This window comes from Sinorhizobium sp. CCBAU 05631 (assembly GCF_002288505.1).
In the GTDB taxonomy this organism is placed as follows: Bacteria; Pseudomonadota; Alphaproteobacteria; order Rhizobiales; family Rhizobiaceae; genus Sinorhizobium; species Sinorhizobium fredii_C.
The window spans coordinates 3,809,092-3,834,424 of sequence record NZ_CP023063.1; the positions used below are offsets into that span (position 1 = coordinate 3,809,092).

Annotated in this window: 18 protein-coding genes and 1 pseudogene; 10 read left to right on the forward strand and 9 right to left on the reverse strand. The window is 64.0% G+C overall.

The window, feature by feature from the left end:
- Positions 1-37: 37 nt before the first annotated feature.
- On the reverse strand, positions 38-1,468 hold the full coding sequence (recF, locus tag SS05631_RS18420) for a DNA replication/repair protein RecF (protein ID WP_083854177.1): 1,431 nt from the start codon (positions 1,466-1,468) through the stop codon (positions 38-40).
- On the opposite strand from recF, the gene SS05631_RS18425 reads away from it, so the two are divergent.
- The 4 genes from SS05631_RS18425 to SS05631_RS18440 all read left to right on the forward strand — a co-directional run bounded on the left by SS05631_RS18425 (position 1,403) and on the right by SS05631_RS18440 (position 4,730).
- Complete coding sequence (locus SS05631_RS18425; protein ID WP_037422571.1) at positions 1,403-2,047, forward strand: DUF47 domain-containing protein; 645 nt, start codon at positions 1,403-1,405, stop codon at positions 2,045-2,047. The two genes, recF and SS05631_RS18425, sit on opposite strands and share 66 nt — an antisense overlap.
- Complete coding sequence (locus SS05631_RS18430; RefSeq protein WP_037422568.1) at positions 2,047-3,051, forward strand: inorganic phosphate transporter; 1,005 nt, start codon at positions 2,047-2,049, stop codon at positions 3,049-3,051. Before SS05631_RS18425 ends, SS05631_RS18430 begins: the two co-directional genes overlap by 1 nt.
- Positions 3,052-3,190: 139 nt before the next feature.
- On the forward strand, positions 3,191-3,826 hold the full coding sequence (locus SS05631_RS18435; protein ID WP_037422565.1) for a DUF1326 domain-containing protein: 636 nt from the start codon (positions 3,191-3,193) through the stop codon (positions 3,824-3,826).
- Positions 3,827-3,830: 4 nt separating this feature from the next.
- Positions 3,831-4,730 (forward strand): DUF2182 domain-containing protein, encoded by a 900-nt coding sequence (locus SS05631_RS18440; RefSeq protein WP_037422562.1) that lies wholly within the window; start codon positions 3,831-3,833, stop codon positions 4,728-4,730.
- Between the two features lie 169 nt (positions 4,731-4,899).
- Here SS05631_RS18440 and dnaJ read toward each other — a convergent pair whose 3' ends face one another.
- The 3 genes from dnaJ to SS05631_RS18455 form a co-directional block, all read right to left on the reverse strand.
- Positions 4,900-6,039, reverse strand: coding sequence for a molecular chaperone DnaJ (gene dnaJ / locus SS05631_RS18445; protein WP_037422559.1), 1,140 nt, complete (start codon positions 6,037-6,039; stop codon positions 4,900-4,902).
- Positions 6,040-6,327: 288 nt separating this feature from the next.
- Positions 6,328-8,253, reverse strand: a complete 1,926-nt coding sequence (dnaK, locus tag SS05631_RS18450; RefSeq protein ID WP_037422556.1) for a molecular chaperone DnaK — start codon at positions 8,251-8,253, stop codon at positions 6,328-6,330.
- Positions 8,254-8,517: 264 nt separating this feature from the next.
- A complete protein-coding gene (locus SS05631_RS18455; RefSeq protein WP_037422553.1) occupies positions 8,518-10,740 on the reverse strand; it encodes a transglycosylase domain-containing protein in 2,223 nt (740 codons plus the stop codon).
- Positions 10,741-11,057: 317 nt separating this feature from the next.
- Here SS05631_RS18455 and SS05631_RS18460 point away from each other — a divergent pair, with 317 nt between their 5' ends.
- The 3 genes from SS05631_RS18460 (at position 11,058) to SS05631_RS18470 (ending at position 13,246) form a co-directional block, all read left to right on the forward strand.
- Positions 11,058-11,534, forward strand: coding sequence for a pyrimidine dimer DNA glycosylase/endonuclease V (locus tag SS05631_RS18460; RefSeq protein ID WP_083854176.1), 477 nt, complete (start codon positions 11,058-11,060; stop codon positions 11,532-11,534).
- Between the two features lie 224 nt (positions 11,535-11,758).
- Complete coding sequence (locus SS05631_RS18465) at positions 11,759-12,646, forward strand: DMT family transporter (RefSeq protein ID WP_050988314.1); 888 nt, start codon at positions 11,759-11,761, stop codon at positions 12,644-12,646.
- 105 nt (positions 12,647-12,751) lie between these two features.
- Positions 12,752-13,246 (forward strand): hypothetical protein, encoded by a 495-nt coding sequence (locus SS05631_RS18470; RefSeq protein ID WP_037422615.1) that lies wholly within the window; start codon positions 12,752-12,754, stop codon positions 13,244-13,246.
- A gap of 134 nt (positions 13,247-13,380) precedes the next feature.
- Here SS05631_RS18470 and SS05631_RS18475 read toward each other — a convergent pair whose 3' ends face one another.
- From SS05631_RS18475 to SS05631_RS18485, 3 genes are all read right to left on the reverse strand, one after another.
- Entirely contained in the window at positions 13,381-14,331 is a 951-nt protein-coding gene (locus SS05631_RS18475; protein WP_037422550.1) for a YbhN family protein, read from the reverse strand.
- A 268-nt stretch (positions 14,332-14,599) separates the two neighbouring features.
- Positions 14,600-15,991, reverse strand: a complete 1,392-nt coding sequence (locus SS05631_RS18480) for a M20/M25/M40 family metallo-hydrolase (RefSeq protein WP_083854175.1) — start codon at positions 15,989-15,991, stop codon at positions 14,600-14,602.
- Positions 15,992-16,088: 97 nt separating this feature from the next.
- On the reverse strand, positions 16,089-16,532 hold the full coding sequence (locus SS05631_RS18485) for a MarR family transcriptional regulator (protein ID WP_037422611.1): 444 nt from the start codon (positions 16,530-16,532) through the stop codon (positions 16,089-16,091).
- A gap of 456 nt (positions 16,533-16,988) precedes the next feature.
- Here SS05631_RS18485 and polA point away from each other — a divergent pair, with 456 nt between their 5' ends.
- Positions 16,989-20,003 (forward strand): DNA polymerase I, encoded by a 3,015-nt coding sequence (gene polA, locus SS05631_RS18490; RefSeq protein ID WP_037422547.1) that lies wholly within the window; start codon positions 16,989-16,991, stop codon positions 20,001-20,003.
- A 220-nt stretch (positions 20,004-20,223) separates the two neighbouring features.
- On the opposite strand, the gene SS05631_RS18495 is transcribed toward polA, so the two are convergent.
- Positions 20,224-21,237: a chemotaxis protein CheB gene (locus tag SS05631_RS18495; protein WP_037422608.1), complete on the reverse strand. Its 1,014-nt coding sequence runs from the start codon at positions 21,235-21,237 to the stop codon at positions 20,224-20,226.
- 251 nt (positions 21,238-21,488) lie between these two features.
- Here SS05631_RS18495 and SS05631_RS18500 point away from each other — a divergent pair.
- Positions 21,489-24,297: pseudogene (locus tag SS05631_RS18500) on the forward strand (chemotaxis protein CheB).
- On the forward strand, positions 24,281-24,667 hold the full coding sequence (locus SS05631_RS18505) for a response regulator (protein WP_037422544.1): 387 nt from the start codon (positions 24,281-24,283) through the stop codon (positions 24,665-24,667). The pseudogene SS05631_RS18500 and the gene SS05631_RS18505 overlap by 17 nt, the downstream one beginning before the upstream one ends.
- A gap of 14 nt (positions 24,668-24,681) precedes the next feature.
- Here SS05631_RS18505 and SS05631_RS18510 read toward each other — a convergent pair whose 3' ends face one another.
- Positions 24,682-25,314, reverse strand: coding sequence for a TetR family transcriptional regulator (locus tag SS05631_RS18510; RefSeq protein ID WP_037422541.1), 633 nt, complete (start codon positions 25,312-25,314; stop codon positions 24,682-24,684).
- Positions 25,315-25,333 lie beyond the last annotated feature (19 nt).

Here is a 25,333-nt window from a genome sequence, read left to right on the forward strand (position 1 = left end):
CGCCTTTTTTTAAAGCACGCCATGGAGCAGGCGGATGTCACTCCGAAACGCGGCCGTTTGCAACCGTCAGATGGCAGGCCCGTCCGCCGAGCGCCTCGAACATCGCCCGGTCCGTCCCGGTCATGAAGGCCTGACCGCCGAGCTCGTCGACGCGGTCGAAGAGAGCCGCCCGCCGCCCCTGATCGAGATGGGCGGCGATCTCGTCGAGCAGCAGCACCGGCGCGTGCCCGGTCAGGTCGCCGACGAGCCGCGCATGGGCGAGCACGAGCCCGACGAGCAGCGCCTTCTGCTCGCCGGTCGAGCAGCGTTCCGCCTCCATGTCCTTTTCCCGGTGGCGAATCAGGAGATCGCTGCGGTGCGGCCCTTCGAGCGTTCGCCCCGCCGCCGCATCGCGGATGCGGCCGTCGCTGAGCATCGAGAGATAGCGTTCTTCGAGGTCGTAGGCGGGCAGGCCGTGACAATCGTCGAGAAAGCCGGCAAGCGAAAGACCGGCGGACGGGAAGCTGCCGCCGCCTTGGCTGCGTTCCACAAGTGCCGTCAAAAGCCCAAGCATTTCCAGCCGCGCAAGCGCCATCGAGACGCCCAAGCCTGCCATTTCGCGCTCGATCGCGGTCAGCCAGGCGGGATCCGGCCGGAATTCCGAGAGCAGCCGGTTGCGGCTGCGCATCGCTCGGTCGAACTCGCTGGCGCGCCGGCCATGCTCGGGATCGAGCGACAGCACCAGCCGGTCGAGAAACCGCCGCCGATCCGAGGATGGACCGGTGAACAGCCCGTCCATCGCCGGCGTCAGCCACAACACGCGCAGATGGTCGGTGAGTTCGTCGACGGTGCGGGCCGGCGTGCCGTTGAGCCTCAGGCGGCGCGACTGCCCTTCCTCCGCACCCGCCGTGCCCGTGCCGATCTCCACCGGCCCGTCCATGCCCTCGACCGCCGCGAAAACCGAAAAACCGTCCGCCGCGCCCACCCGGGCGACATCCGCATAAGCCGCGCGACGCAGCCCCCGCCCCGGCGAGAGAAAGGAGATCGCCTCCATAAGGTTGGTCTTGCCCGCGCCGTTCTCGCCGGTCAGCACCACATGGCGCTGGTCGAGCTCGAGCGACAGCGCCGCGTAGTTGCGAAAATCACTGAGTTTCAGGCGGCTGAGATAGACCTTATGGGGCATTGCGGGTCCGCGTTCGACGTGCCTGTCAGGTAGGACGAAAGCCCGGCCGAGGCAAGCCGAAAGGCTCTCGCCCGAGGCAAGCCGAAAGGCTCTCGCCCGAGGCGTGGACCGGTCACGTGGCCGGGCCCTGCGCCAAACCGCTGTGGGAAAGCCCCGTTTTTCCGCGGCTTCGGAACTTTTCACGGGCGTGCAGGTACAATATGACAGCGGCATGACAATCGACAACCGTATGGATCGCTGATGCTCGGCCTGTTTCGCAAGCTCCTCCCCCGTGAAGACCGGTTCTTCGATCTCTTCGAGCAGCACTCGCGCACCGTCTTGGAGGCGGCGGAGGCGCTGAAGGCGTTGCTCGCCGGCGGACCGGACATCGAACGTCATTGCGACCGCATCGTCCAGCTCGAGGACGAGGCCGACGGGATCACCCGGGAGGTCCTGCTCGCTGTGCGCCGCAGCTTCATCACACCCTTCGACCGCGGCGACATCAAGGATCTCATCCAGTCGATGGACGATGCGATCGACATGATGCACAAGACGGTGAAGACCATCCGGCTCTACGAGCAGCAGAGCTTCGATCCCGGCATGCAGGCGATGGGCGCCGCAGTCGTCGAGGCTGCCCACCTTGTCGCCGAGGCCATTCCGCTCCTCAACCGGATCGGCGTCAATGCGCATCGCCTGAGCACGATCGCAGAAGAGGTCACCCGCGTCGAAGGCCGTTCCGACGAGCTGCATGAGCAGGGCCTGAAGGACCTCTTCAAGCGCCATGGCAGCACCAATCCCATGGCCTATATCATCGGCAGCGAAATCTTTGGCGAGCTGGAGAAGGTCGTCGACCGCTTCGAGGATGTTGCCAACGAGATCAGCGGCATCGTGATCGAGAACGTCTGATGGACGCCACACTCGCCTTCCCGCTGCTTGTGGGCCTCATCGGAGTCGCCCTGTTCTTCGACTTTCTGAACGGATTGCACGATGCGGCGAATTCGATCGCAACGATCGTGTCGACGCGGGTGCTGCGGCCGCAATATGCCGTCATGTGGGCGGCTTTCTTCAACTTCATCGCCTTTTTGTTTTTCGGCCTGCACGTGGCCGAGACGCTCGGGAAGGGGATCATCAATCCCGGCATCGTTACGCCGCAGGTCATCTTTGCGGCATTGATCGGCGCCATCGCCTGGAACATCCTGACATGGGTCTTCGGCATCCCATCGAGTTCCTCGCATGCCCTCGTCGGCGGCCTTGTCGGCGCGGGCCTCGCAAAGGCCGGCTTCAGCTCCATCGTCTGGTCCGGCCTCCTGAAGACCGCCGGCGCCATCGTCATGTCGCCCGGCATCGGCTTCGTGCTCGCTCTCCTGCTGGTGCTGATCGTCTCCTGGCTGTTCGTGCGCCAGACGCCGTTTGCCGTCGACAGCACGTTCCGCGGCCTGCAATTCGTTTCGGCCTCGCTCTATTCGCTCGGCCATGGCGGCAATGATGCCCAGAAGACGATGGGCATCATCGCCGTGCTCCTGTTTTCGCAGGGCTATCTCGGGCCGGAATTCCATGTGCCCTTTTGGGTGGTCATCACCTGCCAGGCGGCGATCGCGCTCGGTACGCTGTTCGGCGGCTGGAGGATCGTCCACACCATGGGATCGAAGATCACAAAGCTCAATCCGATGCAGGGTTTCTGTGCCGAGACCGGTGGCGCCATCACGCTGTTTGCAGCGACCTGGCTCGGCATTCCGGTCTCGACAACGCACACGATCACCGGCGCCATCATCGGCGTCGGGTCGGCCCGGCGCGTCTCGGCCGTGCGCTGGGGGATTGCCGGAAACATCGTCGTCGCCTGGGTGATAACAATGCCCGCCGCCGCGCTGATTTCGGCCCTCTCCTATTACGCGGTCGACCTCGTCGGCTAGAGAGCGCGCGCAGCCGCCAGCACATGGACTGACCGACTCGCCCCGAAATGGTCGGCGCTCGGGGGCCGCCGCGACATTGGCAGTATTTCCGGCGGGGTGTATATATTCGTAGCCTGAGGAATTGTCTCTGGAGGGGACGATGACGGACGTCAAATGGACGATCAAGGGCCGCGAATTCATTCATTGCAATTGCGCCTATGGCTGCCCCTGCCAGTTCAATGCCCTGCCGACGCAAGGGCATTGCAGCGCCGTGGGGGTGATCGAGATCGAGGAAGGCCATCACGGCGATACGCGACTCGACGGCCTGAGGTGCGGGATGATCGTCGCCTGGCCGGGTGCCATCCACGAGGGCAGGGGCGAAGTCGTGCCGATCGTCGACGAGCGCGCCTCGGACGCCCAGCGCGAGGCGCTGCTGCGCATCATGAGCGGCCAGGACACCGAACCCGGTGCGACCTTCTTCCAGGTGTTCTCGACGACCTTCGAGACGTTCCACGATCCGGTCTTCGCGCCGATCGACTTCGAGGTCGACATCGAGAAGCGGACGGCGCGCGTCCGCGTACCGGGATGGATGGAGGCGCGTGGCGAGCCGATCCTCAATCCGGTGACCGGCGATTCGCATCGCGCCCGCCTCAACCTGCCGAACGGGTTCGAGTACGACACCTGCGAGATGGGGCGGGGCTGGGCCGACACGACCGGTGTCCTGCCGCTCTCGCTAGCGGACTCGCACGCCCATTTCGCCAGGATCCATATGACCGAACGCGGCGTGGTGCATTGACACCATGACCGACACCACGCTCGAAGCCCTGTTGCGCCGCGACCGGGCGATCGTCGCGGCGGCGATCGCCGCTCTGGCAGCGATCGCCTGGATCTACATCCTGTGGCTGGCCGCCGGGATGGACGGCATGCCGATGCCGGCGGCGGGTGGCGACGGAGCCATGCCCATGGAACCCGGCATGGACATGGATATGGACATGGACATGGGAGGCGGGACGAGCGCCGGTCCGCTCGACTGGGTGCTGGGGATGTCGCCACGTCCCTGGGGCACCGTCGAGGCCGGCATCACCTTGACCATGTGGGTGGTGATGATGGTCGGCATGATGCTTCCTTCGGCGTCGCCGATGATCCTTCTCTATGCCCGTGTCGGACGGCAGAGCCTACGCGACGGCAAGCCTTTTGCTTCGGCTGGCTACTTCACCGGCGGCTATCTCGCCGTCTGGGCCGGCTTTGCCCTGGTCGCTACGCTCGGGCAATGGCTGATCGAAGGCATCCTGCTGACCCCGGCGCTCGCAAGCGCCAGTCGTCTCTTCAGCGGCATTGTGCTGGTCGTCGCGGGCCTTTACCAATGGACGCCGCTCAAGGACGCCTGCCTGACCCAATGCCAGGCGCCGATCGTTTTCCTGCAGCGGCACGGCGGCTTCCGAAGCGATCCGGGCGGCGCCGCGAAGCTGGGCTTCCGCCACGGTCTCTATTGCGTCGGCTGCTGCTGGGCGCTGATGGGCCTCCTGTTCGTCGGCGGCGTCATGAATGTCTTATGGATCGCCGCGATCGCTGTCTTCGTGCTGGCCGAAAAGCTGCTGCCGGCCGGGCGCATCCTGTCGCGGATTGCCGGTTCGGCGCTTGTGATCTCTGGTATCTGGCAATTGGCTGCGGTGCTGGGCTGGCCTGCCGCTGCCATGTGAGAGTGGGTGTGTGTTGTGTGTGGCGCCCCTCATCCCGCTGCCGCGACCTTCTCCCATTTTGATGGGGAGAAGGGGTAAACCGCGCCCTCCAGTCCCCTCTCCCCGTCATGACGGGAGAGGGCTAGTCCCCGGGTTAAACCCGAGGAGAGGGGCAAATGTGAGAGGCGAACTAATCGCTCAGCGTATCGAAGAAATCCTTCATGCGAGAGAAGAAGCCCGCCGATTGCGGATTATTTTCCTTCGACGAGATCTGCTCGAACTCCTGCAGCAATTCGCGCTGGCGCTTGGTGAGCTTCTGCGGCGTCTCGATCTGGATCTGGATATAAAGGTCGCCCGTCTGGTTGGAGCGCAGCACCGGCATGCCCTTGCCCTTCAGGCGGAACTGCTTGCCGGCCTGGGTTCCCTCCGGCACGGTGACGCGCGATTTCGTGCCGTCGAGAGTGGTGACGTCGAACTTGCCGCCGAGGGCGGCCGTCGTCATCGAGATCGGCACGCTGCAGTAGAGATCCGCCCCGTCCCGTTGGTAGAACTCATGCGGCTTGACCGACAGGAAAATATAGAGGTCGCCGGACGGGCCGCCGCGCAGGCCGGCTTCGCCCTCGCCGGAAAGGCGGATGCGGGTGCCGTCCTCGATGCCGGTCGGAATGTTGACCGACAGCGTGCGCTCCTCGGTGACCCGGCCCTGGCCATGGCATTTCGTGCAGGGATCGGTGATCGTCTGGCCGCGGCCGCCGCAGGTCGGGCAGGTGCGTTCGATCGAGAAGAAGCCCTGGGCGGCGCGGATGCGGCCTGAGCCCTGACAAGTGGCGCAGGTCTTCGGGCTGGTGCCCGGCTTCGCACCGGAACCGGTGCAGACGTCGCAGGTGACCGAAGTCGGCACGCGGATCTGCGCCGTCTTGCCGGAAAACGCCTCCTCGAGGGTGATCTCCATATTGTAGCGGAGATCGGCACCGCGTTCGCGGCCGCCTGAAGAGCGACGCTGCCGGCCACCCATCATCTCGCCGAAGATGTCTTCGAAAATGTCCGAGAAGCCGCCGGCGCCGCCGCCGGCAAAGCCATTGCCGAATCCGGCTCCCATGCCCCCCTGCTCGAAGGCGGCGTGGCCGTATCGGTCGTAGGCGGCCCGCTTCTGCGGGTCCTTCAGCGTCTCATAGGCCTCGTTGATTTCCTTGAAGGATTTTTCCGCTTCCTGGTCCCCGGGATTGCGGTCCGGGTGATATTTCATCGCCAGTTTACGGAAAGCGCTTTTCAGCTCCTTCTCGTCCGCGTTTTTTTGAACGCCAAGCGTTTCGTAAAGATCACGTTTCATGCTTCAACGGTTGTCCAGTTGACAAGGCTTGCCAGCGCGAAGGGTCCGACCCTGATTATCTTGCCACAGGATTTAGTAAACCTTGAAGCGCGATACCATAGCCCAAACGTCGTCCGCGTGGTTTTTTGACGGGAATAATGGTGTTCCCGCACCATTTCCCGTCCTTATCGCCTCGTGATGCCTTCGCCTACCCGCCTCATCGGCCGGCTTTTCATGTCACGGCGAGGTCTCGGTATGCAGAAAAGCCCGGGATCGCTCCCGGGCCCTGTTCGTCCGAGGACGCGAACCTTATGCCGACCGCTTGCGGTCGTCCTCGTCCTTGACTTCCTCGTAATCGGCATCGACGACATCGTCGCCGTCGCGCTTGGCGTCGGCGGCCGCATCCGCGTGCGCCGCTTCGGCCTGCTGGGCTTCATAGATCGCCTGGCCGAGCTTCATGGAGACTTCCATGAGCGTGTTGGTCTTCGCCTTGATGTCCTCGGCGTCCGGCTCGGACGCTTCGACGGCGGTCTTCAGCGCCGCGATCGCGTCGCTGATCGCCTTGCGATCCGTCTCCGAAACATTGTCGCCATATTCCTTCAGCGACTTCTCGGAAGAATGGATCAGGCTTTCGGCCTGGTTCTTGGCTTCGACCGCTTCGCGGCGCTTCTTGTCGGCCTCGGCATTGGCCTCGGCGTCCTTGACCATCTTCTCAATGTCGGCGTCGGAAAGGCCGCCCGAGGCCTGGATGCGGATCTGGTGCTCCTTGCCGGTGCCCTTGTCCTTGGCCGAAACCTGGACGATGCCGTTGGCGTCGATGTCGAAGGTCACTTCGATCTGCGGCATGCCGCGCGGTGCCGGCGGAATGCCGACGAGGTCGAACTGGCCGAGCAGCTTGTTGTCGGCCGCCATCTCACGCTCGCCCTGCGAGACGCGGATCGTCACGGCGGACTGGTTGTCGTCGGCGGTCGAGAAGACCTGGCTCTTCTTGGTCGGGATCGTCGTGTTGCGCTCGATCAGGCGGGTGAAGACGCCGCCGAGCGTTTCGATGCCGAGCGACAGCGGCGTCACGTCGAGGAGCAGCACGTCCTTGACGTCGCCCTGCAGCACGCCGGCCTGGATGGCAGCGCCCATGGCGACCACCTCATCCGGGTTGACGCCCTTGTGCGGCTCCTTGCCGAAGAGCTGCTTCACGGTTTCCTGGACCTTCGGCATGCGGGTCATGCCGCCGACGAGAACGACTTCGTCGATCTCGGCAGCCGACACACCGGCATCCTTGAGGGCCGCCTTGCACGGCGCGATGGTCTTCTGGATCAGGTCCTCGACCAGGCTCTCGAACTTGGAGCGCGACAGCTTCATCGTCAGGTGCTTCGGACCGGACGCATCGGCGGTGATGAACGGCAGGTTGATCTCGGTCTGCTGCGAGGACGACAGCTCGATCTTCGCCTTTTCGGCAGCTTCCTTGAGGCGCTGCAGTGCGAGCTTGTCGTTCTTGAGGTCGATGCCCTGTTCCTTCTTGAACTCGGCAGCCAGGTACTCGACGAGACGCATGTCGAAGTCTTCACCGCCGAGGAAGGTGTCGCCGTTGGTGGACTTCACCTCGAAGACGCCGTCGCCGATTTCAAGCACGGAAATATCGAAGGTGCCGCCGCCGAGGTCGTAGACGGCGATCGTCTTGCCTTCCTTCTTGTCGAGGCCGTAGGCGAGTGCTGCCGCGGTCGGCTCGTTGATGATGCGCAGCACGTCGAGGCCGGCGATCTTGCCGGCGTCCTTGGTGGCCTGGCGCTGGGCGTCGTTGAAATAGGCCGGGACGGTGATGACGGCCTTCTCGACCTTCTCGCCAAGATAGGATTCGGCGGTTTCCTTCATCTTCTGAAGGATCATCGCGGAGATCTGCGACGGGGAATAGCTCTTGCCGTGCGCCTCGACCCAGGCGTCGCCATTGTCGGCCTTGACGATCTTGTAGGGGACCATCCCCTTGTCCTTCTGGGTGGTCGGATCCTCGAAGGTGCGGCCGATCAGGCGCTTGATCGCAAAAAGGGTGTTTTCGGGGTTGGTGACCGCCTGGCGCTTGGCCGGCTGGCCGACGAGACGTTCGCCGTCGTCGGAAAAAGCCACCATAGACGGGGTTGTGCGTGCGCCTTCGGCGTTTTCGATTACCTTCGCGTCCTTGCCGTCCATCACGGCGACGCAGGAGTTGGTCGTTCCGAGGTCGATACCAATAACTTTAGCCATGTCGTTCTCTCCTTGCAGCGGACTGTCGGAACCCGGTCAGGCATTCATGGGACAGCCCCTAACGGGATGGTCGTTTGCATTTCATCGCAGCCGCGGCTGCGCCGATGCGGCGTATATAAGGACCGGCGTTTCGGACTGCAAGGCATTCTGCGGGCGGATCAGGGGCAAAAGCAAGCCGCCTCTCCGCGGTCCTGAACAGGGCACCGGCGCGCGCGATAGGTGCGCCAGCGATCCGTCAGGCTGGCCTTGCGGTGTGCGCCGCGCTCAACCCCCGGTCAGGAGCTCGAAAAGCGTGGTACGCCGGGTCGCGCCGGTCGTCTCTCCGACGCCTGCCGGCGGGATGGGGCCGCCCGCCGGCTCTTCCATCGGGCGGGACTGATCGGCGGCGACTGCACCGTCCATTGTCGCTGGCCGTTCCGGGAAGGCTGCGGGATCACCAAAGCGGTCAGGCAGGGCCTCGCCGCCGGCGACGGGGCCGGTCTCGTCGAAGACCGGCTGGACACCGGTCGTGCCGAACAGCGGCGAAGGCGAAAGTCCCTGATGGGCGGCGACCATGAAATCGTGCCAGGCCTTGGCCGGCAGCCCGCCGCCGGTCACCTTCTTCATCGACTTGCCGTCGTCATTGCCGAACCAGACGCCGGTGGTCAAATTCGACGTATAGCCGACGAAGAGCGCGTCGCGGAAGGATTGCGTCGTGCCGGTCTTGCCGGCCGCCTCCCAGTCGGGCAGCCGCGCCTTCTTGCCGGTGCCGTCGGTCAGCACCCGCACCATCATCCGGTTCATCTCGCTGACGATCGCCGGGTCGAGCACGCGCGGCGGGTTGTCATAGGTGTTTTCGTAGAGCACCGTGCCGTCGGCGGTGGAGATGCGGCGGATGACATGCGGGGTCGCCTTGAAGCCGCCATTCATGAAGGGTGCGTAGGAGGAAGTGAGCTCGACGAGCGTGACCTCGGACGTGCCAAGCGCGATCGATGCATTGGCCTGCATTTCGGAATCGATCCCGAGGCGATGCGCGAGCTTGACGACGTTCGGCGGTCCCACCTCCATGACGAGCTGGGCGGCGATGGTGTTCAGCGAATTGGCCAGCGCATCGGCAAGGGTCACCTCGCCGCGATATTTCTGGTCGTAGTTCTCCGGCGTCCAATTGCCGATCCTGACCGGCGCGTCGTTCCTGACCGACATGGGGCTGCGGCCGATTTCGAGCGCCGCCGCATAGACGAAGGGCTTGAACGCCGAGCCCGGCTGGCGCTTGGCCTTGGAAGCCCGGTCGAACTGGCTCTCCGCATAGTCCCGGCCACCGACCAGCGCCCGGATCGCGCCGGTGCCGTCGATCGACACGAGTGCCGCCTGCGAGGCGTTGAGCTTGCCGCCCTCCCCGTCGAGGGTGGCGGCGATCACCTCCTCGGCCTTCTTCTCGAGCGTCAGATCGATGGTGGTATCGACGATCAGGTCCTGCTTGATCTCGCCGATCATGCCGGGAAGCTGGTCCATCACCATGTCGGCGACATAATGCTCGGCGCCCGACCAGAAGCTCTTCGCCCGGGTCGGCGTCTGCGACATCGCCGTCTTGATCTCGGCATCGCTGATGAAGCCTTCCTCGCGCATGGCGCCGAGCACCACCTGGGCGCGCGCTTCGGCGGCTTGAGGGTCGCGCGCCGGCGAAAGCCGCGACGGCGCCTTCAAGAGGCCGGCCAGCACCGCCGCCTCGCCGAGATTGACGTCGCGCGCCGACTTGTTGAAGTAGCGCCGCGACGCTGCCTCGACGCCATAGGCGTTGGAGCCGAAGAAGACGCGGTTGAGATACATCGCCAGGATCTGGTCCTTGGTGTATTTCTGCTCCAGCCAGAAGGCGAGCAGCACCTCCTGCACCTTTCGCTCGAGCGTCCGCTCCGGCGAGAGGAACAGGTTCTTGGCAAGCTGCTGCGTCAGCGTCGAGCCGCCTTGAACCATGCGGCCGCTCGTCAGATTGGTCAGCATGGCGCGCGCCAGCCCGAGCGGGTCGACGCCGAAATGCGAATAGAAGCGGCGGTCCTCGATGGCGATCACCGCCTGCGGGATGTAAGGCGACATGTCCTCGAGCGCCAGCGCCTCGCCGCCGGTGGCGCCGCGATTGGCGACGATGTCGCCGTTGACGGCGAGAATCTTGACGTTCGGCGGCCGTTCCGGGATCGACCAGCTCGTCGCGCTCGGCATGCGCGCGCCGTAATAGAGCACCAGCCCGCCGACGCCGATCGCCCCCCAGATGCCGAGCACGACGCACCAATAGGCAAGCCGCCGCAGCGGGGCGAAAAAGCCGCCGCCGGACCCGCCGCCGCGGCTGTGCCGGCTGCGCGTTTCGCGGCCGCCCTTGCCGCTCGGCCGTGCACGCGTGGCCTTGCGTCCGCTGCCGCTGACGCGATCGCTCGCATCGACCCGCAGATCGTCGTCGTCATCGTAGTCGCCGCCGAAGGAAGGCTCGATCCGCTGCCCTGAGTTTCTGCTCGCCATGCCGGAAGGATTGTCCCCTGAAGCCGAACCGGTTGATCGTCGCTCCAGGCGACACCGGCGGCGCGATTGTCGTGCGGCGCCGGTCCTGCCGCTCCGCTCCATGCCGATCCCTCGACTGTAAATGCGGCAATTTAAGGGGGAGTTAAGAATTGACGCTCGGGAAAAACCCAACGCCTTCAAAACCTTGGCGGCGCCGGCCGCGCTTCCTGCCATTGGAAGGGCCGCTGCGGCGGCCTTGTGCCCGACAGGCATAACACTAGATATGGAATGCGAGGACCGGCAGCGGCCCGGCGTTCCAGGAAAACGGATCGGCGCCAGTGACCAGAATAAACTGCATTCCACCTTCGGAACTGAGTGGCCCGCATCTGCTCGCCGAATATCGCGAACTGCCGCGCGTCTTTGCGCTCGTGCGGGCGGCCATCGCGCGCGGCGAGACCCCGGGCGATCCACGAAATCCGCCCGCCTATACGCTCGGCAAGGGCCATGTCCGGTTCTTCTACAGCCGGCTTTCCTACCTCGCCAAGCGGCAGGTGAGCCTGATCGCGGAAATGCAGCGGCGTGGCTATCGGCCGACCTATCGCGAGGCCGAAGACCTGCTCAGCGGTTTCCCCTCGGAATGGTGCAATGACTGGAATCCGACCTCCGAGGCCATGACAGTCAATCGCGAGCGTATCCGGGAGCGGCTGGCTGGAACAGCGCGCCGAGACGCCGGTCACGCGGCCGATGATTCGCCCGCCTTGCATTCACTGCAATGCTGCGATGCAACATTGTCGCTATTAAATCAGCCGGAATGACTTATGATCATCCTCATCGAAGCGCTGCACCTCCTCCCGCGGCGCCCGATGCGGGTCGGTTTCACTCCTCCTCCCAGGAACCGGCCAAGTTTGAAAGACCCCGACGCCACCTCCTCCCGGCTCGGGGTCTTTTTCTGTCAACGCACCCGCTTCTCGCAGCGACTGTGGCGCGCGCCCCGAGAAAGTCGTGGTTTAAGCTGCTGGACGCGTGTATCGACGAGCCCATGGGATCCAAGGCTAACGGCTACGTCTTCGCGCTGCTGGCGATCGTCATCTTCTCGATCCAGGACGGGCTTTCCAAACATCTCGGCTCCAACTATCCGCCGGTCTTCGTGGCGATGATCCGCTACTGGGCCTTTGCCGCCTTTGCCGTCACGCTGGCGTGGCGGTCGCCGGCAGGGCTCCGCGCCACCGCGGTGACGAAGAGGCCGCTGCTGCAAATATCGCGCGGCGTGCTGCTGCCGGCGCAGATCGTCGTGGTGATCACCGCCTTCACGGTCGTGGGCCTTGCCCATTCGCAGGCAATCCTGGCGGCCACGCCGATCTTCGTCGCCTTGCTGTCGATGCCGCTTCTCGGCGAGCGCGTCGGCTGGCGCCGCTGGTCGGCGATCACGGCCGGCCTCGTCGGCGTACTCTTGATCCTGAAGCCGGGAGAGGGAACGTTCGACGTCGATTTCCTCTTGCCGCTCGCCGGGGCGCTGATGTTCGCGGTCTATGCGATCACGACGCGGCTCGTCAGCCGCGAGGATTCGGCGATGACCAGCTTCTTCTACACCGGCGTCGTCGGCGCCGCGGCGATCAGCCTCGTCGGCCCGTTCTTCTGGGCGACGCTGTCCGGTCCGGACTGGGTGTGGATGATCCTCCTCTGCGTCACCGGCAGCCTGAGCCACTATTTCCTCATCCGCGCCTACGACCTGCTCGATGCGGTGGCGGTGCAGCCGCTCACCTATCTTCAGCTCGTCTTCGCCTCGATCATGGGTGTGACGATCTTCGGAGAGACCCTGACGGCGAACATGATCCTCGGATCGCTGCTGGTAGTGGCGGCCGGCATCTTCACCGTCTGGCGCGAGCGGGTGGTCGCAAGGCGCAAGGCGGGACTGCCGCCGGCATAGGACGGTTCGGTCGCCTCAACTCAAAATCGTCGTGATCATGACCAATCCTACGGGCCTTTGGTCGGCGATTCGGCCGGCCATGTTCATCCTTGCGAAAGGAAGACGATGAGGCTTCGTTCGATCATGCTGCCATTATTGGCAGCAGCCCTGGCGGCGTTGAGCGCCGAGGTCAGGGCGCAAGAATCCATCCCTTATGTCGACGACCGTTCCGACGGGGCGGCGCTCGTTCGCTCGCTCTATAACGCCATCAACCGCAAGGAATATGCCAGGGCCTATGCCTATTTCGGCGATTCGAAGCCGTTCGGCGAGTTCAAGGCCTTCGCCGATGGTTACGCCAAGACCGAATCGGTTGACATCCGGATCGGAAAGGTGACGACCGAGGGTGCCGCCGGCAGCATCTACTCGGCCGTGCCGGTGGCGATCAAGTCGGTCGAGCAGCAAGGCAAGATCCGCTTCTTCTCCGGCTGCTATGTCGCACGGATCATCAATCCCTCGCCGCAGGTCCCGCCGTTCACACCCTACCAGATCGAGACGGCGCGCCTCGAGGCGGCAGAGGGACCGATCGACGAGGCGATTCCGGGAGAGTGCAACGCGCCTTGAGGGCGCTTGCATTTGCCGCTCACCCGTAATGACGGGAGAGGGAACGGAAGCCGGCGCGGCATACCCCTTCGACCCGCATGCAGGGAGAAGATCGCGGCAGCGGGATGAGGGGCAAGGCTCCCGATCCGGCGATCTCAGCTACGACCCTTCGCGTCCCGCTGCTCCAGAAAGCGCGAATGCTCGAAGACGAAGATGATGACAAGCGCCAAGACGAACGGGATCAAAAGATAAAGCAGCCGAAAGATTGCCAGCGCCGCCAGCACGTCGGCCGGATCCATCTCGGGCAGTGCGGCGATGAAGACGAGTTCGAGCACGCCGAGCCCCCCCGGCGCGTGGGAGAGCAGCGCCGCCGAGAAGGAGGCGAGGAAGATGCCGAGAACGACGACATAGCCGGGATTGCCGGCTTCCGGCAGCGCGAAGTAAATGATGCCGGCGGCGCCCAGCAGTTCGACCGGGGCGATCACCAGTTGCCGGAGCACGATCGCCGGCCGCGGGTAGTGAAGCTGGAACCATCGGGTGCGCAGCGGCCGAAGCCCGACCAGGCTCCCGAGGATGTAAAGACCGATAAACGTCAGGAGCAGGCCGCCCGTCGTCAGCGACATCTCGATCGGCAGCACCTCGGCAAAGCGTTCGATGATGTCCGGCTTGGCGAGCAGCACGATTGCCGACAGCATCAGCGTGCCGAGGGTGAACGTGAAGGAGCAGAAGGCGACGAGAATGCCGATCTCGCCGGGCGTCAGCCCCTTGGAACGGTAGGCGCGATAGCGCACCACGGCGCCGGAGAACACCGAGGCGCCGAGATTGTGCGACAGCGCATAGGTCGTGAACGAGCAGAGCGTGATGAACCAGATCGAGATGCGGTGGCCGAGATGGTCGAGCGCCAGCTTGTCATAGGCGGCAAGGGCCGCATAGGCGACGAGGGTCGAGCCTATGGCCAGCGACCAGCTTCCGATCGAGATCGCTTGGAAACTGACAATGAACTCGTTCAGTGAAAGTCCACGCAGTTCATGGACCAGCGCACGCACCGAAAAAACGATTGCCGCCAGCCCCACGGCGGGCCAGAAATATGCCTTTAGCCGTGTCATGCTGGCGCCAGGGCGATGGATCGACCGCGGCTTGTGCAGGCATGAAGGGCGTTGCCAGAACGGGCATATCCGCCGTCGCAGAAAGAATCGCGCTGGAGACGCGATGCCTCGATACTCACCCTTGCCAACAGCCCATTCCCATTCTGTGCTTTTCAAAAGGGAAGCATTCCGGCGCGGTGAGGTCAAGCAGCGCTGGCCGGATATCTGATTGGATGTCCTTTCATTGAGGGTCAGCCGCCGCGAACGCCTTCGCAGCGGCTAACGAGAGTCATGCCGCAAGCGCATCAAGGATGCGGATCCAGGAGCGAATGCCTTTGTGGAAGGATGTCAGCTCGTACTTCTCGTTGGGCGAGTGGATGCGGTCGTCGGCGAGGCCGAAGCCGACGAGCAGCGATTCCATGCCGAGCATCTTCTGGAAGTCGCCGACGATCGGGATGGAGCCGCCCATGCCGACGACGATCGCCGGCTTCGGCCATTCGGCGGAGAGCGCCGTCTTGGCGGTGGTGAGAAGCGCCGAGTCGTAGGGAAGATGGATAGCCGGCGAAGCACCATGGCCGTGGAACTCGACCGAGCAGTCCGCAGGAATCTTCGAGCGGACATAGGCGCGGAAGCTCTCGCGAATCTTTGCCGGATCCTGGTCGCCGACGAGGCGGAAGGAGACCTTGGCGGAGGCTTGCGCGGCGATCACCGTCTTGAAGCCTTCGCCGGTATATCCGCCGGTGATGCCGTTGACCTCCGCAGTCGGGCGCGCCCAGGTCAGTTCCAGCACCGAGCGCCCGTTCTCGCCGGAGGGAATGGAAAGACCGACATCGCCAAGAAATTTCTCCGCCGTGCGGCCGAGCATTTCCCAGCTCGCCTTGATCTCGGCCGGCGTCTCCTCGACGCCGTCATAGAAATTGTCGAGTGTCACGCGGCCGGTTTTGTCGTGCAATCCGGCCAAGATGTCGGTGAGAATGTGGATCGGGTTGGCCGCGGCCCCGCCGAAAAGGCCCGAGTGCAGGTCGCGGTCCGCCGCCTTGACGATGATCTCTTCGCCCACGAGACCGCGCAGGCCCGCCGAGATCGCCGGCGTCTCGCGGTCCCACATGCCGGTGTCGCAGATCAGCGCATAGTCGGCCTTGAGCTCGGCGGCATTCGCCTCGAGGAAGGGTTTCAGCGAGGGCGAGCCGGATTCCTCTTCGCCTTCGAAGAGAATGGTGATGCGGCAGGGAAGCGCCCCCTGCGTCTCCTTGTAGGCTCGCACTGCCTCGACGAAGGTCATAAGCTGCCCCTTGTCGTCGGAGGTGCCGCGACCGGTGATCACTTTCCGGCCGGGCTCGAGCTCCTTGATCCCCGGCTCGAAGGGAGGAGCCTCCCAGAGGTTGAGCGGATCGACCGGCTGGACGTCGTAGTGGCCGTAGAAGAGCAGATGCGGGGCGCTGGCCTTCGTGGCGGCATGATGGGCGACCACCATCGGATGGCCGGGCGTGTCGCGCACCGCGGCTTCGAAGCCGAGAGCTTGGAGTTCGGCCACCAGCCATTCGGCCGCCCTGCGGCACTCGGCCTTGAAGGCGGGGTCGGTCGAGATGGACTGGATGCGGACGAGATCGAATAGCCGCTCAAGGCTCTCAGGAAGGTTTGCGTCGGCGCGCTCGAGCACGGGGGTGATGTCTGCCATCATGCGAATCCTTTGTGGGTTTCGCGGGCGAACCTAGAATCGAATGGAGGCGGCTTTAAGCGAAATCTTTTGATGCAACGACAAATTGTCCGGATGGCAGTCAGTAGGCGTCGCCGCTGCGCGCCGCATTGGCGAGCGCCATGCGCATATATTCGAGCATGAGCTCCTTCTCGAAGCGCCGGAAACCGGAGAGCAGGGATTGCTCCGCCGCCAGTGCCGCCTCCTTCGCCGCCGCCTCCATGCCCCGGGCCTGCTCCGTCAGGAAGATCTGCTGCGAGCGCCGGTCGTTCGGATGCTTGCGGCGGATGACGAGTCCGTCGCGCTCCATCCGGGCGAGCGTATTGGCCATGGTCGCCTGTTCGATGTCGAGGCGGTCGAGAAGCTGCTTCTGAGTCAGCCCGTCTACGGCCCACAGTTCCAGCAGAATGGGAAACTGCCCCGGGGCGAAACCGAGCTTCTGTGCCCGCTGCTGCAGCGCGCGCGAGAAGCTCCTTGCCAGCAGGCTGGCCAGATATGTCGCGGAGTCCATACGATCGAAGGCCATGCCCATGCGTAGGCCCGAATCGGCATGAAGACAAGTTACAAAGCAGGCGATGGAGTGGGATCTACAGCGGCGCGCGTCTTATCAGCCGCGCAAAGGTCGCTGTAGCACTTTGGATTGCTGCATGTCTTTCTCCTCGGTCGATCCAAGGAGACATGCAGTAGCCCCAAACAAAAACCGCCACGGCGCGGAGGCGGCGCCGTAGCGGCTTCGTGAAAGCGGGACAAAGGCCCGGAGAGGGGGATGAGGCCTTTGTCCACATCTGGTGCGGGCGGGGGACAGGCCAATCACCAGACGACGGCATCGTTTCAGTGCCGCTCACCCTGATTTGAGGATTCAAATGTGGCTTTTCAAGGATTGTCCGGCCCGCCCGCACATTACAAATGCGTAACGTTTCCGTGAGGCTTCGGGCGAAAACCGCAATGGACCTTTGCCTCCCCCCGCGCTATCCATGGCCGCATGAAAAACGGTGATCATCTCTTCCTCGTCGACGGCTCGGGCTTCATCTTCCGGGCGTTCCACGCCATCCCGCCGCTCAACCGCAAGTCGGACGGGCTTCCGGTCAATGCGGTGGCAGGCTTCTGCAACATGCTCTGGAAGTTGCTGACCGATGCGCGCGACACGTCGGTCGGCGTGACGCCGACCCATTTCGCGGTGATCTTCGATTATTCCTCCAAGACCTTCCGAAACACGCTTTACGACCAGTACAAAGCGAACCGCACGGCGCCGCCGGAGGACCTGATCCCGCAATTCGGGCTGATCCGCCACGCCACCCGCGCCTTCAACCTGCCCTGCATCGAGAAGGAAGGCTACGAGGCCGACGACCTGATCGCCACCTATGCGCGGCTCGCCGAGGAAGCGGGCGCCGGCGTCACCATCGTTTCCTCCGACAAGGACCTCATGCAATTGGTGACCGCCAATGTGTCGATGTACGACAGCATGAAGGACAAGCAGATCACCATTCCCGACGTCATCGAGAAATGGGGCGTGCCGCCCGAGAAGATGATCGACCTCCAGGCGATGACCGGCGATTCCACCGACAATGTTCCGGGCATTCCCGGCATCGGCCCGAAGACGGCGGCCCAGCTCCTCGAAGAATATGGCGACCTCGACACGCTGCTTTCGCGGGCCGGCGAGATCAAGCAGCAGAAGCGGCGCGAGGCGATCATCGCCAATGCCGAGAAGGCGCGCCTGTCGCGCGAGCTCGTCACCCTGAAGAAGGACACGCCGCTCGACGTGCCGCTCGAGGATCTGCGGCTCGATTCGCAGGACGGACCGAGGCTGATCGCCTTCCTGAAGACGATGGAATTCAACACTTTGACGCGCCGCGTCGCCGCGGCGACCGAGACGGATGCGGAGGCGATCGAACCGGCGCATGTGCCGGTCGAATGGGGCGCCGAGGCGCACGGGCCCGATCTCGACGTCGGCGAGGCGGCCGGTCCGCCGCCGACGCCGGCATCGTCGAGCGCTTCGCCGCCGCGCGGCACTGCCGCCAAGGCTGCGGTTTCCTTCCTCACGGGCAAGGGTGACGCCTATGTCACCGGAGCGACGCCCCAGGAGCTGGCGCAGGCGCGCGCCGACTATTTCGCCAAGGCGCCTTTCGACCATTCGGCCTATGTGACGATCCGCGATCTCGCAACCCTCGACCGCTGGATCGCCGATGCCCGTGAGGCGGGCGTCCTCGGTTTCGATGCGGAAACCAACTCGCTCGACCCGATGCGGGCGGAGCTCGTCGGCCTTTCGATGGCGTTTGCCGATTACGGCAACAATCCCCTGGGCGGTACCATCCGCGCCGCCTATGTGCCGCTGATCCACAGGAACGGCGTCAGCGATCTTCTGGGCGGTGGCATGGTGGAAAACCAGGTGCCGGCGCGCGAGGCGTTGAGCCGGCTAAAGGTCCTGCTGGAAGACCCGTCGGTGCTCAAGGTCGCCCAGAACCTGAAATACGCCTATCTGGTCATGAAGCGGCACGGCATCGTCCTGCAGAGCTTCGACGACACCATGCTGATGTCCTATGTGGTCGATGCCGGCAATGGCGGGCACGGCATGGATTCGCTTTCCGAGCGTTGGCTCGGCCACGTGCCTATTCCCTACAAGGACGTCACCGGCACCGGCAAGGCGTCGGTGAGCTTCGATTTCGTCGACATCGACAAGGCGACCGCCTATGCCGCCGAGGACGCGGAGGTGACGCTTCGTCTCTGGCATGTATTGAAGCCGCGGCTGGCCGCCAAGGGCCTGACGCGCGTCTATGAACGCCTCGAAAGGCCGCTGGTCGCTGTCTTGGCTCAGATGGAGGAGCGCGGCATCACCGTCGACCGCCAGATCCTCTCGCGCCTTTCGGGCGAACTGGCGCAGGGCGCCGCAGCGCTCGAAGACGAGATCTACCGGCTGGCCGGCGAAACCTTCACCATCGGCTCGCCGAAGCAGCTCGGCGACATCCTGTTCGGCAAGATGGGCTTGCCGGGCGGCTCGAAGACGAAGACCGGTCAATGGTCGACCTCCGCTTCGGTGCTCGAAGAGCTTGCCGCCGTCGGACACGAACTGCCGCGCAAGATCGTCGACTGGCGCCAGCTCACCAAGCTGAAATCGACCTACACCGACGCCTTGCCCGGCTTCGTGCATCCGGAGACGAAGCGCGTCCACACCTGCTACGCGCTCGCCGCCACCACGACGGGGCGGCTTTCCTCCTCCGAGCCGAACCTGCAGAATATTCCGGTGAGGACTACCGAGGGCCGCAAGATCCGGACTGCCTTCATCGCGACCCCGGACCACAGGCTGGTGTCGGCCGATTACAGCCAGATCGAGCTGCGGGTCTTGGCGCATGTGGCCGAGATTCCGCAGCTTCGCCAAGCCTTTGCCGATGGCGTCGACATCCATGCGATGACCGCATCGGAGATGTTCGGCGTGCCGGTGGAGGGGATGCCGAGCGAGATCCGCCGCCGCGCCAAGGCGATCAATTTCGGCATCATCTACGGCATCTCGGCCTTTGGGCTCGCCAACCAGCTTTCGATCGAGCGCTCGGAAGCGGGCGAGTACATCAAGAGATATTTCGCGCGCTTCCCCGGCATTCGCGACTATATGGAGAACACCAAGGCTTTTGCCCGCGAGCACGGCTATGTCGAAACGATCTTCGGCCGCCGCGCCCACTACCCGGATATCCGCTCCTCCAATCCCTCGCACCGCGCTTTCAACGAGCGCGCGGCGATCAACGCGCCGATCCAGGGCTCGGCCGCCGACATCATCCGCCGGGCGATGGTGAAGATGGAACCGGCGCTGGAAGCGGCGAAGCTTTCCGCCCGCATGCTGCTCCAGGTCCACGACGAATTGATCTTCGAGGTCGAGGAGAGCGAAATCGAGCGCACTCTTCCGGTGATCGTCTCGGTGATGGAGAATGCCGCAATGCCGGCGCTCAACATGAAGGTGCCGCTGAAGGTCGACGCGCGCGCCGCGCAGAATTGGGACGAGGCGCATTAGGCGACCACGGAGTTAAGTTAACCCCTCCCCAACCCTCCCCACAAGGGGGAGGGGCTTAGCGGGCCGCGTTGCCTTCACCACAGACATTCGTCTCGGACCGCCGCCTGCAAAGTATTGCAGCAACCTTGTGCATCCCCGGCGGTTGGACATGGAAGTCGCTCGCGATGGCCTCGCCCCTCCCACTTGCGGGGAGGGTTGGGGAGGGGTCTTGCAAGCGGCACTATTCGACTTCCTCGACCTCGTCGGCCGCGCCGGCGGTCTTGCCGAGAATGGCACGGCGCAAGGTTTCCTCATGCTCGCGGCCCTCGTCGGCCCGCCGGGTGTTGGCGGCGGCTGCGGCGTCTCGACCGCTGCGCCGCGCATCGTCGGCCATCTTTTCGCAGAGTGTCACCCTTTCCTCGATGATCCGCAGCGCCACCCGCATCGCCTCGTCGACGGAACCCTCCGACTCGGCCGCCAGCGTATCTGACGTATAGGCATGACCGACCTGACAACGGAAGCGGAGCGGCGGCCAGCTCTTCATCTGTGAAAGAACGCCTCCGCAAGCGGGGCAGGACAGGGGAACGGCGTCGGCAATGGTGGCGATCGCTTCAGGGTCGATCTGCCGGCCCAGCGCAATATCGACCTCGAGTCTGAGGTCATCCGGTATAGAAACCGGCGGTCCGGCCGCCTCGCTCGTGAGCTGGACGAGCAGCTGAGGCAGATCCGCAAGCGAAGCGCGATAGTCGACGTCGCTCGCCTTCAGGGCTCCGAGCGGCATGTCGGGTGCAGCCGCATCCTGCGGGTTCTGCACCACGGTTACGCCGCCGCAGCGCTTGAGATCGGCAAGACCCGCCGCGCCGTCGTTCAACATCCCCGTCAGGACCACTCCGACGGCTCGGGTGCCGTAAGTCATGCCAACCGATCTGAAGAGCGGGTCGACCGCCGGTCGAGCCAGATTCTCGCGCGGTCCTCGGCCGAGCCTGACGATACCGTCTACGGCGAGAAGATGATGGTCAGCGGGCGCGACATAGACATGACCGGCTTCGATCCGCTCGCCGTCGCTCGCCGTCGTCACTGGAACGGCGATGTGTTCCTTGAAGATCTCTGAGAGCAGGTTCTTTCCGCGCGCGCCGACATGAATGACGATGAATAGGGTGGCGGCGAATTCGGGAGGAAGCGCGCGAAGCAGCTGCTTGACGGCGCCAATTGCCCCCGTCGACCCTCCAATAGCAATTACGTCGCGGCTGCCCATGGCATGCTCCATTCTTCCCACAACGTTCCACGTGCGGATAGGTTCGACGGTCGGATTGTGCCGTGCCCCATGGCAAGAGTAAGGGGGAAGATTTTCCCAACACCTCTGTTGGGCCGCTTGATCCGCTGTCATAACAAATTACACTGGAGTCGCCTTTCGAAGTAGAATGGCCGCAAAATCCGAATCCGGAGTGGAAGACACGTCGAGCCAAGAGCGTGGCTGATCGGGCAACGTTGTCGGGGAGATTGAGCATGGATCAGAAATTCGATCCGCCGATAGTTGGCATCGGAGCCTCGGCAGGGGGCGTGCAGGCACTTCAGACCTTCTTCGAACACATGTCGACCGATACCGGTGCGGCCTTCGTTGTCATCATCCACCTTGATCCGCGCTCCCGGAGCGAACTGGCCAGCATCCTGGCGTCTCGCACGCAGATGCCTGTGACGCAGATCGAGGACCAGGCGGAACTGGAAAGCAACCACGTCTATGTCATCCCGCCAAATCGGCGGCTGAAGATCGCCGACGGCTCCATCTCCGCGCTTCCATTCGAGCAGCCCCGTGCAGCCCGCGCTCCGATCGACGTTTTCTTTCGGTCGCTTGCCGAGCAGCACGGAACCGGTTTCGCCGTCGTTCTCACGGCGCAGGGGCGGATAGTTCGATCGGCGTCAAGGCCATCAAGGAGGCCGGCGGCATCGTGCTCGTGCAGGATCCGCGCGAGGCGGAATATGCTTCGATGCCTCGCAATGCCATCGCCACGGAAGTCGCCGACTTCGTCCTTCCCATCCGCGAACTTCCCGAGAGGCTCAGCGAACTGCTGGCCAGCCGCGACCACCTTCCTCCCGGCCATGTGCTATCCGGCGATGAAGATCTCCTCGGGCGGATCCTGGCGCATGTGCGCGTGCGGACCGGACATGATTTCTCGCAGTACAAGCGCGCCACCATTCTTCGGCGCATCGGACGGCGGGCGCAGGTGACCAGGAAGGAGACGCTCGCCGATTACTACGCCTGTATGCGCGAGAAGGTGGAGGAAGCGCAGGCGCTGTTCAGCGACTTTCTAATATCGGTTACGACATTTTTTCGCGATCCGGAGGCCTTCAAATCGCTTGCGAATAAAGTCATTCCGCAATTGTTTGACGGAAAGGAGGCCGGTGACAGCATCCGGGTCTGGGTTCCCGAAACGCCGGTCGCTTTCTACGGCCATCGGGCGGGCCGGTCAGTACCGATGCGACGGACCTCGTGCGCGAGGAGTTCCGATTCGACCTTCGGGCAGCGCTCCACCGCGCCTTCGAGCGGAACGAAGCGACCCTGAGCATGCCGATCCTCGCCCAACTCGACGGGCAGCCGCATCGTGTCTACGTTCAGGTGAAGCCGGTCCTCCACGGAAGCGACCCGACCCGGCATGCCCTGGTGCTGTTCATCGAAGGCGATGTGATCGACCCATCCGCAGGTCCCGCCGAGAGGGTGGACGGCCATCCTCCGTCCACGCAGGCCGTGCGGCAACTGCAGGAAGAACTGCAACTTGCGCAAAGTCGGCTTCGCGCGACGAGGGAAGAATCGGAGGCGGCCACGGAGGAACTGCGTGCCGCCAACGAAGAACTTCAGTCGATGAATGAGGAGTATCGGTCGACGGCGGAAGAGCTCGAGACGAGCAAGGAGGAACTGCAGTCGATCAACGAAGAGCTGCAGACCGTCAACAACGAGCTCAAGCTGAAGCTCGAAAGCGTTTCGCGAGCCCATAGCGACCTGCAGAACCTGATGTCGGCAACAGACGTCGCGACGCTCTTCCTCAACCCGTCGCTCCGTATCAAGCGTTTCACGCCGCGCCTGATGGAGATTTTCAACGTCACCCAGAATGACGAAGGACGGCCGATCACCGACTTTACCCATCATCTGAAATATGACGGCCTGGCCGAGGATGCGCGCTCGGTCTTAGAGAACCTTGCGCCGATCGAACGCGAGATCAAGAGCAACGACAACGGCTGGTATCTTGTGCGAATGCGTCCCTATCGCACGATCGACGACAAGATTGATGGCGTCGTCGCGACCTTTGTCGACATTTCCGAGCGCCGTCATGCCGAAGCGGCAGTGAGGGAAAGCGAACAGCGCCTCGACCAGGAAATGCGCCTGGTCGAGCTGTCTCGCTCGCCAATATTCGTCTGGGACTTCGACGACGGCATCAAGCAGTGGAACCGCGGCAGCGAAGAGCTCGACGGCTATTCGCGCGAGGAAGCCCTCGGCAAGCAGAAAGAACAGCTCCTCAAGACTGCCGTTCCGGGCTCATCCTTCGACAAGCTGAGGAAAACCCTGCTCGAAACCGGCCGCTGGAGCGGCGAATTGCATCACACGACGAAAGACGGCCAGGTGCTGACGGTGGAAAGCCAGATCGAGCTCGTTCCCCTCGGCGACCGTCGGCTTGTCCTGGAAAGCACCCGCGACATCACCGATCGCAAGCGCTGGGAACGGCGCCGGCAGCTGTTGCTGAACGAATTGAGCCATCGCGTGAAGAACACGCTCGCCGTCGTGCAATCCTTGGCGCGCCAGACCTTGCGCACCACTCATTCGAGCGAGGACTTCGTCCAGCGTTTTGAAGGGCGCCTCGACGCCTTGGCGGGCGCTCACAAGCTTCTCGTCGATTCGGAATGGAGCGGGGCCGAGCTCGGCGCCCTGGCGCTCAGCCAGCTCGAGGCCCACACGGGCACCGACGGGCGCAGGCTGCAGATAGAGGGAGAGCCGGTCATGCTGACGCCGGATATCGCCACGCCCTTCGGTCTCGTCCTTCACGAGCTTGCCACCAACGCTGCCAAATACGGCGCTTTCGCCACGGCAGACGGGCAGGTCAGCCTCCGCTGGAAGGTGGGGAACAAGGACCGGCGGCTGGCGGTTACTTGGGAGGAACGCGGTGGTCCGCCGGTCGAATCGCCGGCCGAACAGGGTTTCGGCGGCGTGTTGATCGAAAAGAGCTTGCCAGGAGCGACGGTGCACCGTGATTTCCGGCCAGACGGCGTCGTCTGCACAATCGAGATCAAGCTCCCGGAGAGCCCGCAAAATGGAGCGGAAAGCTGATCATAACCTGCCTCTTGCCGGCGCCAGAATTCTGGTCGCCGAGGACGAGCTTCTGATCGCGCTCGACATGGAGGCCGCATTCCGCGACGCCGGCGCCGACATTGTCGGGCCATGCATGACGCTGGAAGCCGCCTTGGATGCGGCCAGAAACGAGCCGCTTTCTCTCGCCGTGCTCGATATACGCCTCGGGAATGCGACGACTGAGAATGTCAGCGATCTGCTGGCCGAACGCGGCATCCCCTTCCTGTTCTACAGCGGACAAGCTCTGCCCGACGCGATGCAACGGAAATGCGACGGCGCGGTGGTGGTCGACAAGCCGGCTACCCAGCAGGACCTCGTTGGCGCCGCCGCAAGCATGCTGACGGCCTGAGGTTTCTGTTCGCTTCAGGCGGCGGACTGGGCGGGAAGAGTCTGCCGGAAGCTGGCGAAGAGGCGCTTGAGGGCGTCGCGCCCCTCGGCTGCGAGATCGAAACGGCGGCCGAAGAGCAGCCATTCGGTACAGAGGCCCGTCATCATCCAGTGCAACGTGCGGACGGCGGAAGTCGGCGTCCAGTTGTCGCGCAATTGCCCGCGCTCGAGCGCGCGGGCAAAGGCGAGTTCGAGCATGGCGGTGTGGCGCTCCTTCATCTCCTTCTGGCGGTCGAGCACGGCGGACATTTCATTGTCGTAGTCGCACCGGAGCATGATTGCGAGCACGCGCTGGCGCTGCTCGTCTACCGCAAGCATTTCGAGCCAGTCGCCGGTCGCTGCCTCGACGATCGCCAGCGTGTCGGAGGCCTCGGTCTCGATCTCGCGGGCGATCATGTCTTCCTGCGGCAAAGGCACCGCATCGTAGAGCGCCAGGAAAAGATCGGTCTTGTTGGCGAAATGCCAGTAGATGGCGCCGCGGGTCACGCCCGCTTCGCTGGCAACCTTGTCGAGGGTCGTGCCCGAAACACCCTTCTTGTAAAAGACGCGCTCGGCGGCGCTCAGGATCTTCTTTCGGGTTTCCTCGGCATCGGCCTTGGTTCGGCGCATGTCATTCTCCTTGCTGGAC

Coding starts and splice junctions, on each gene's coding strand:
- SS05631_RS18425 (WP_037422571.1), top strand. CDS start 1,403: ATGCTCGGCCTGTTTCGCAAGCTCCTCCCCCGTGAAGACCGGTTCTTC.
- SS05631_RS18430 (WP_037422568.1), top strand. CDS start 2,047: ATGGACGCCACACTCGCCTTCCCGCTGCTTGTGGGCCTCATCGGAGTC.
- SS05631_RS18435 (WP_037422565.1), top strand. CDS start 3,191: ATGACGGACGTCAAATGGACGATCAAGGGCCGCGAATTCATTCATTGC.
- SS05631_RS18440 (WP_037422562.1), top strand. CDS start 3,831: ATGACCGACACCACGCTCGAAGCCCTGTTGCGCCGCGACCGGGCGATC.
- dnaJ (WP_037422559.1), bottom strand. CDS start 6,039: ATGAAACGTGATCTTTACGAAACGCTTGGCGTTCAAAAAAACGCGGAC.
- dnaK (WP_037422556.1), bottom strand. CDS start 8,253: ATGGCTAAAGTTATTGGTATCGACCTCGGAACGACCAACTCCTGCGTC.
- SS05631_RS18455 (WP_037422553.1), bottom strand. CDS start 10,740: ATGGCGAGCAGAAACTCAGGGCAGCGGATCGAGCCTTCCTTCGGCGGC.
- SS05631_RS18465 (WP_050988314.1), top strand. CDS start 11,759: ATGGGATCCAAGGCTAACGGCTACGTCTTCGCGCTGCTGGCGATCGTC.
- SS05631_RS18470 (WP_037422615.1), top strand. CDS start 12,752: ATGAGGCTTCGTTCGATCATGCTGCCATTATTGGCAGCAGCCCTGGCG.
- SS05631_RS18475 (WP_037422550.1), bottom strand. CDS start 14,331: ATGACACGGCTAAAGGCATATTTCTGGCCCGCCGTGGGGCTGGCGGCA.
- SS05631_RS18480 (WP_083854175.1), bottom strand. CDS start 15,991: ATGATGGCAGACATCACCCCCGTGCTCGAGCGCGCCGACGCAAACCTT.
- SS05631_RS18485 (WP_037422611.1), bottom strand. CDS start 16,532: ATGGCCTTCGATCGTATGGACTCCGCGACATATCTGGCCAGCCTGCTG.
- polA (WP_037422547.1), top strand. CDS start 16,989: ATGAAAAACGGTGATCATCTCTTCCTCGTCGACGGCTCGGGCTTCATC.
- SS05631_RS18495 (WP_037422608.1), bottom strand. CDS start 21,237: ATGGGCAGCCGCGACGTAATTGCTATTGGAGGGTCGACGGGGGCAATT.
- SS05631_RS18505 (WP_037422544.1), top strand. CDS start 24,281: ATGGAGCGGAAAGCTGATCATAACCTGCCTCTTGCCGGCGCCAGAATT.
- SS05631_RS18510 (WP_037422541.1), bottom strand. CDS start 25,314: ATGCGCCGAACCAAGGCCGATGCCGAGGAAACCCGAAAGAAGATCCTG.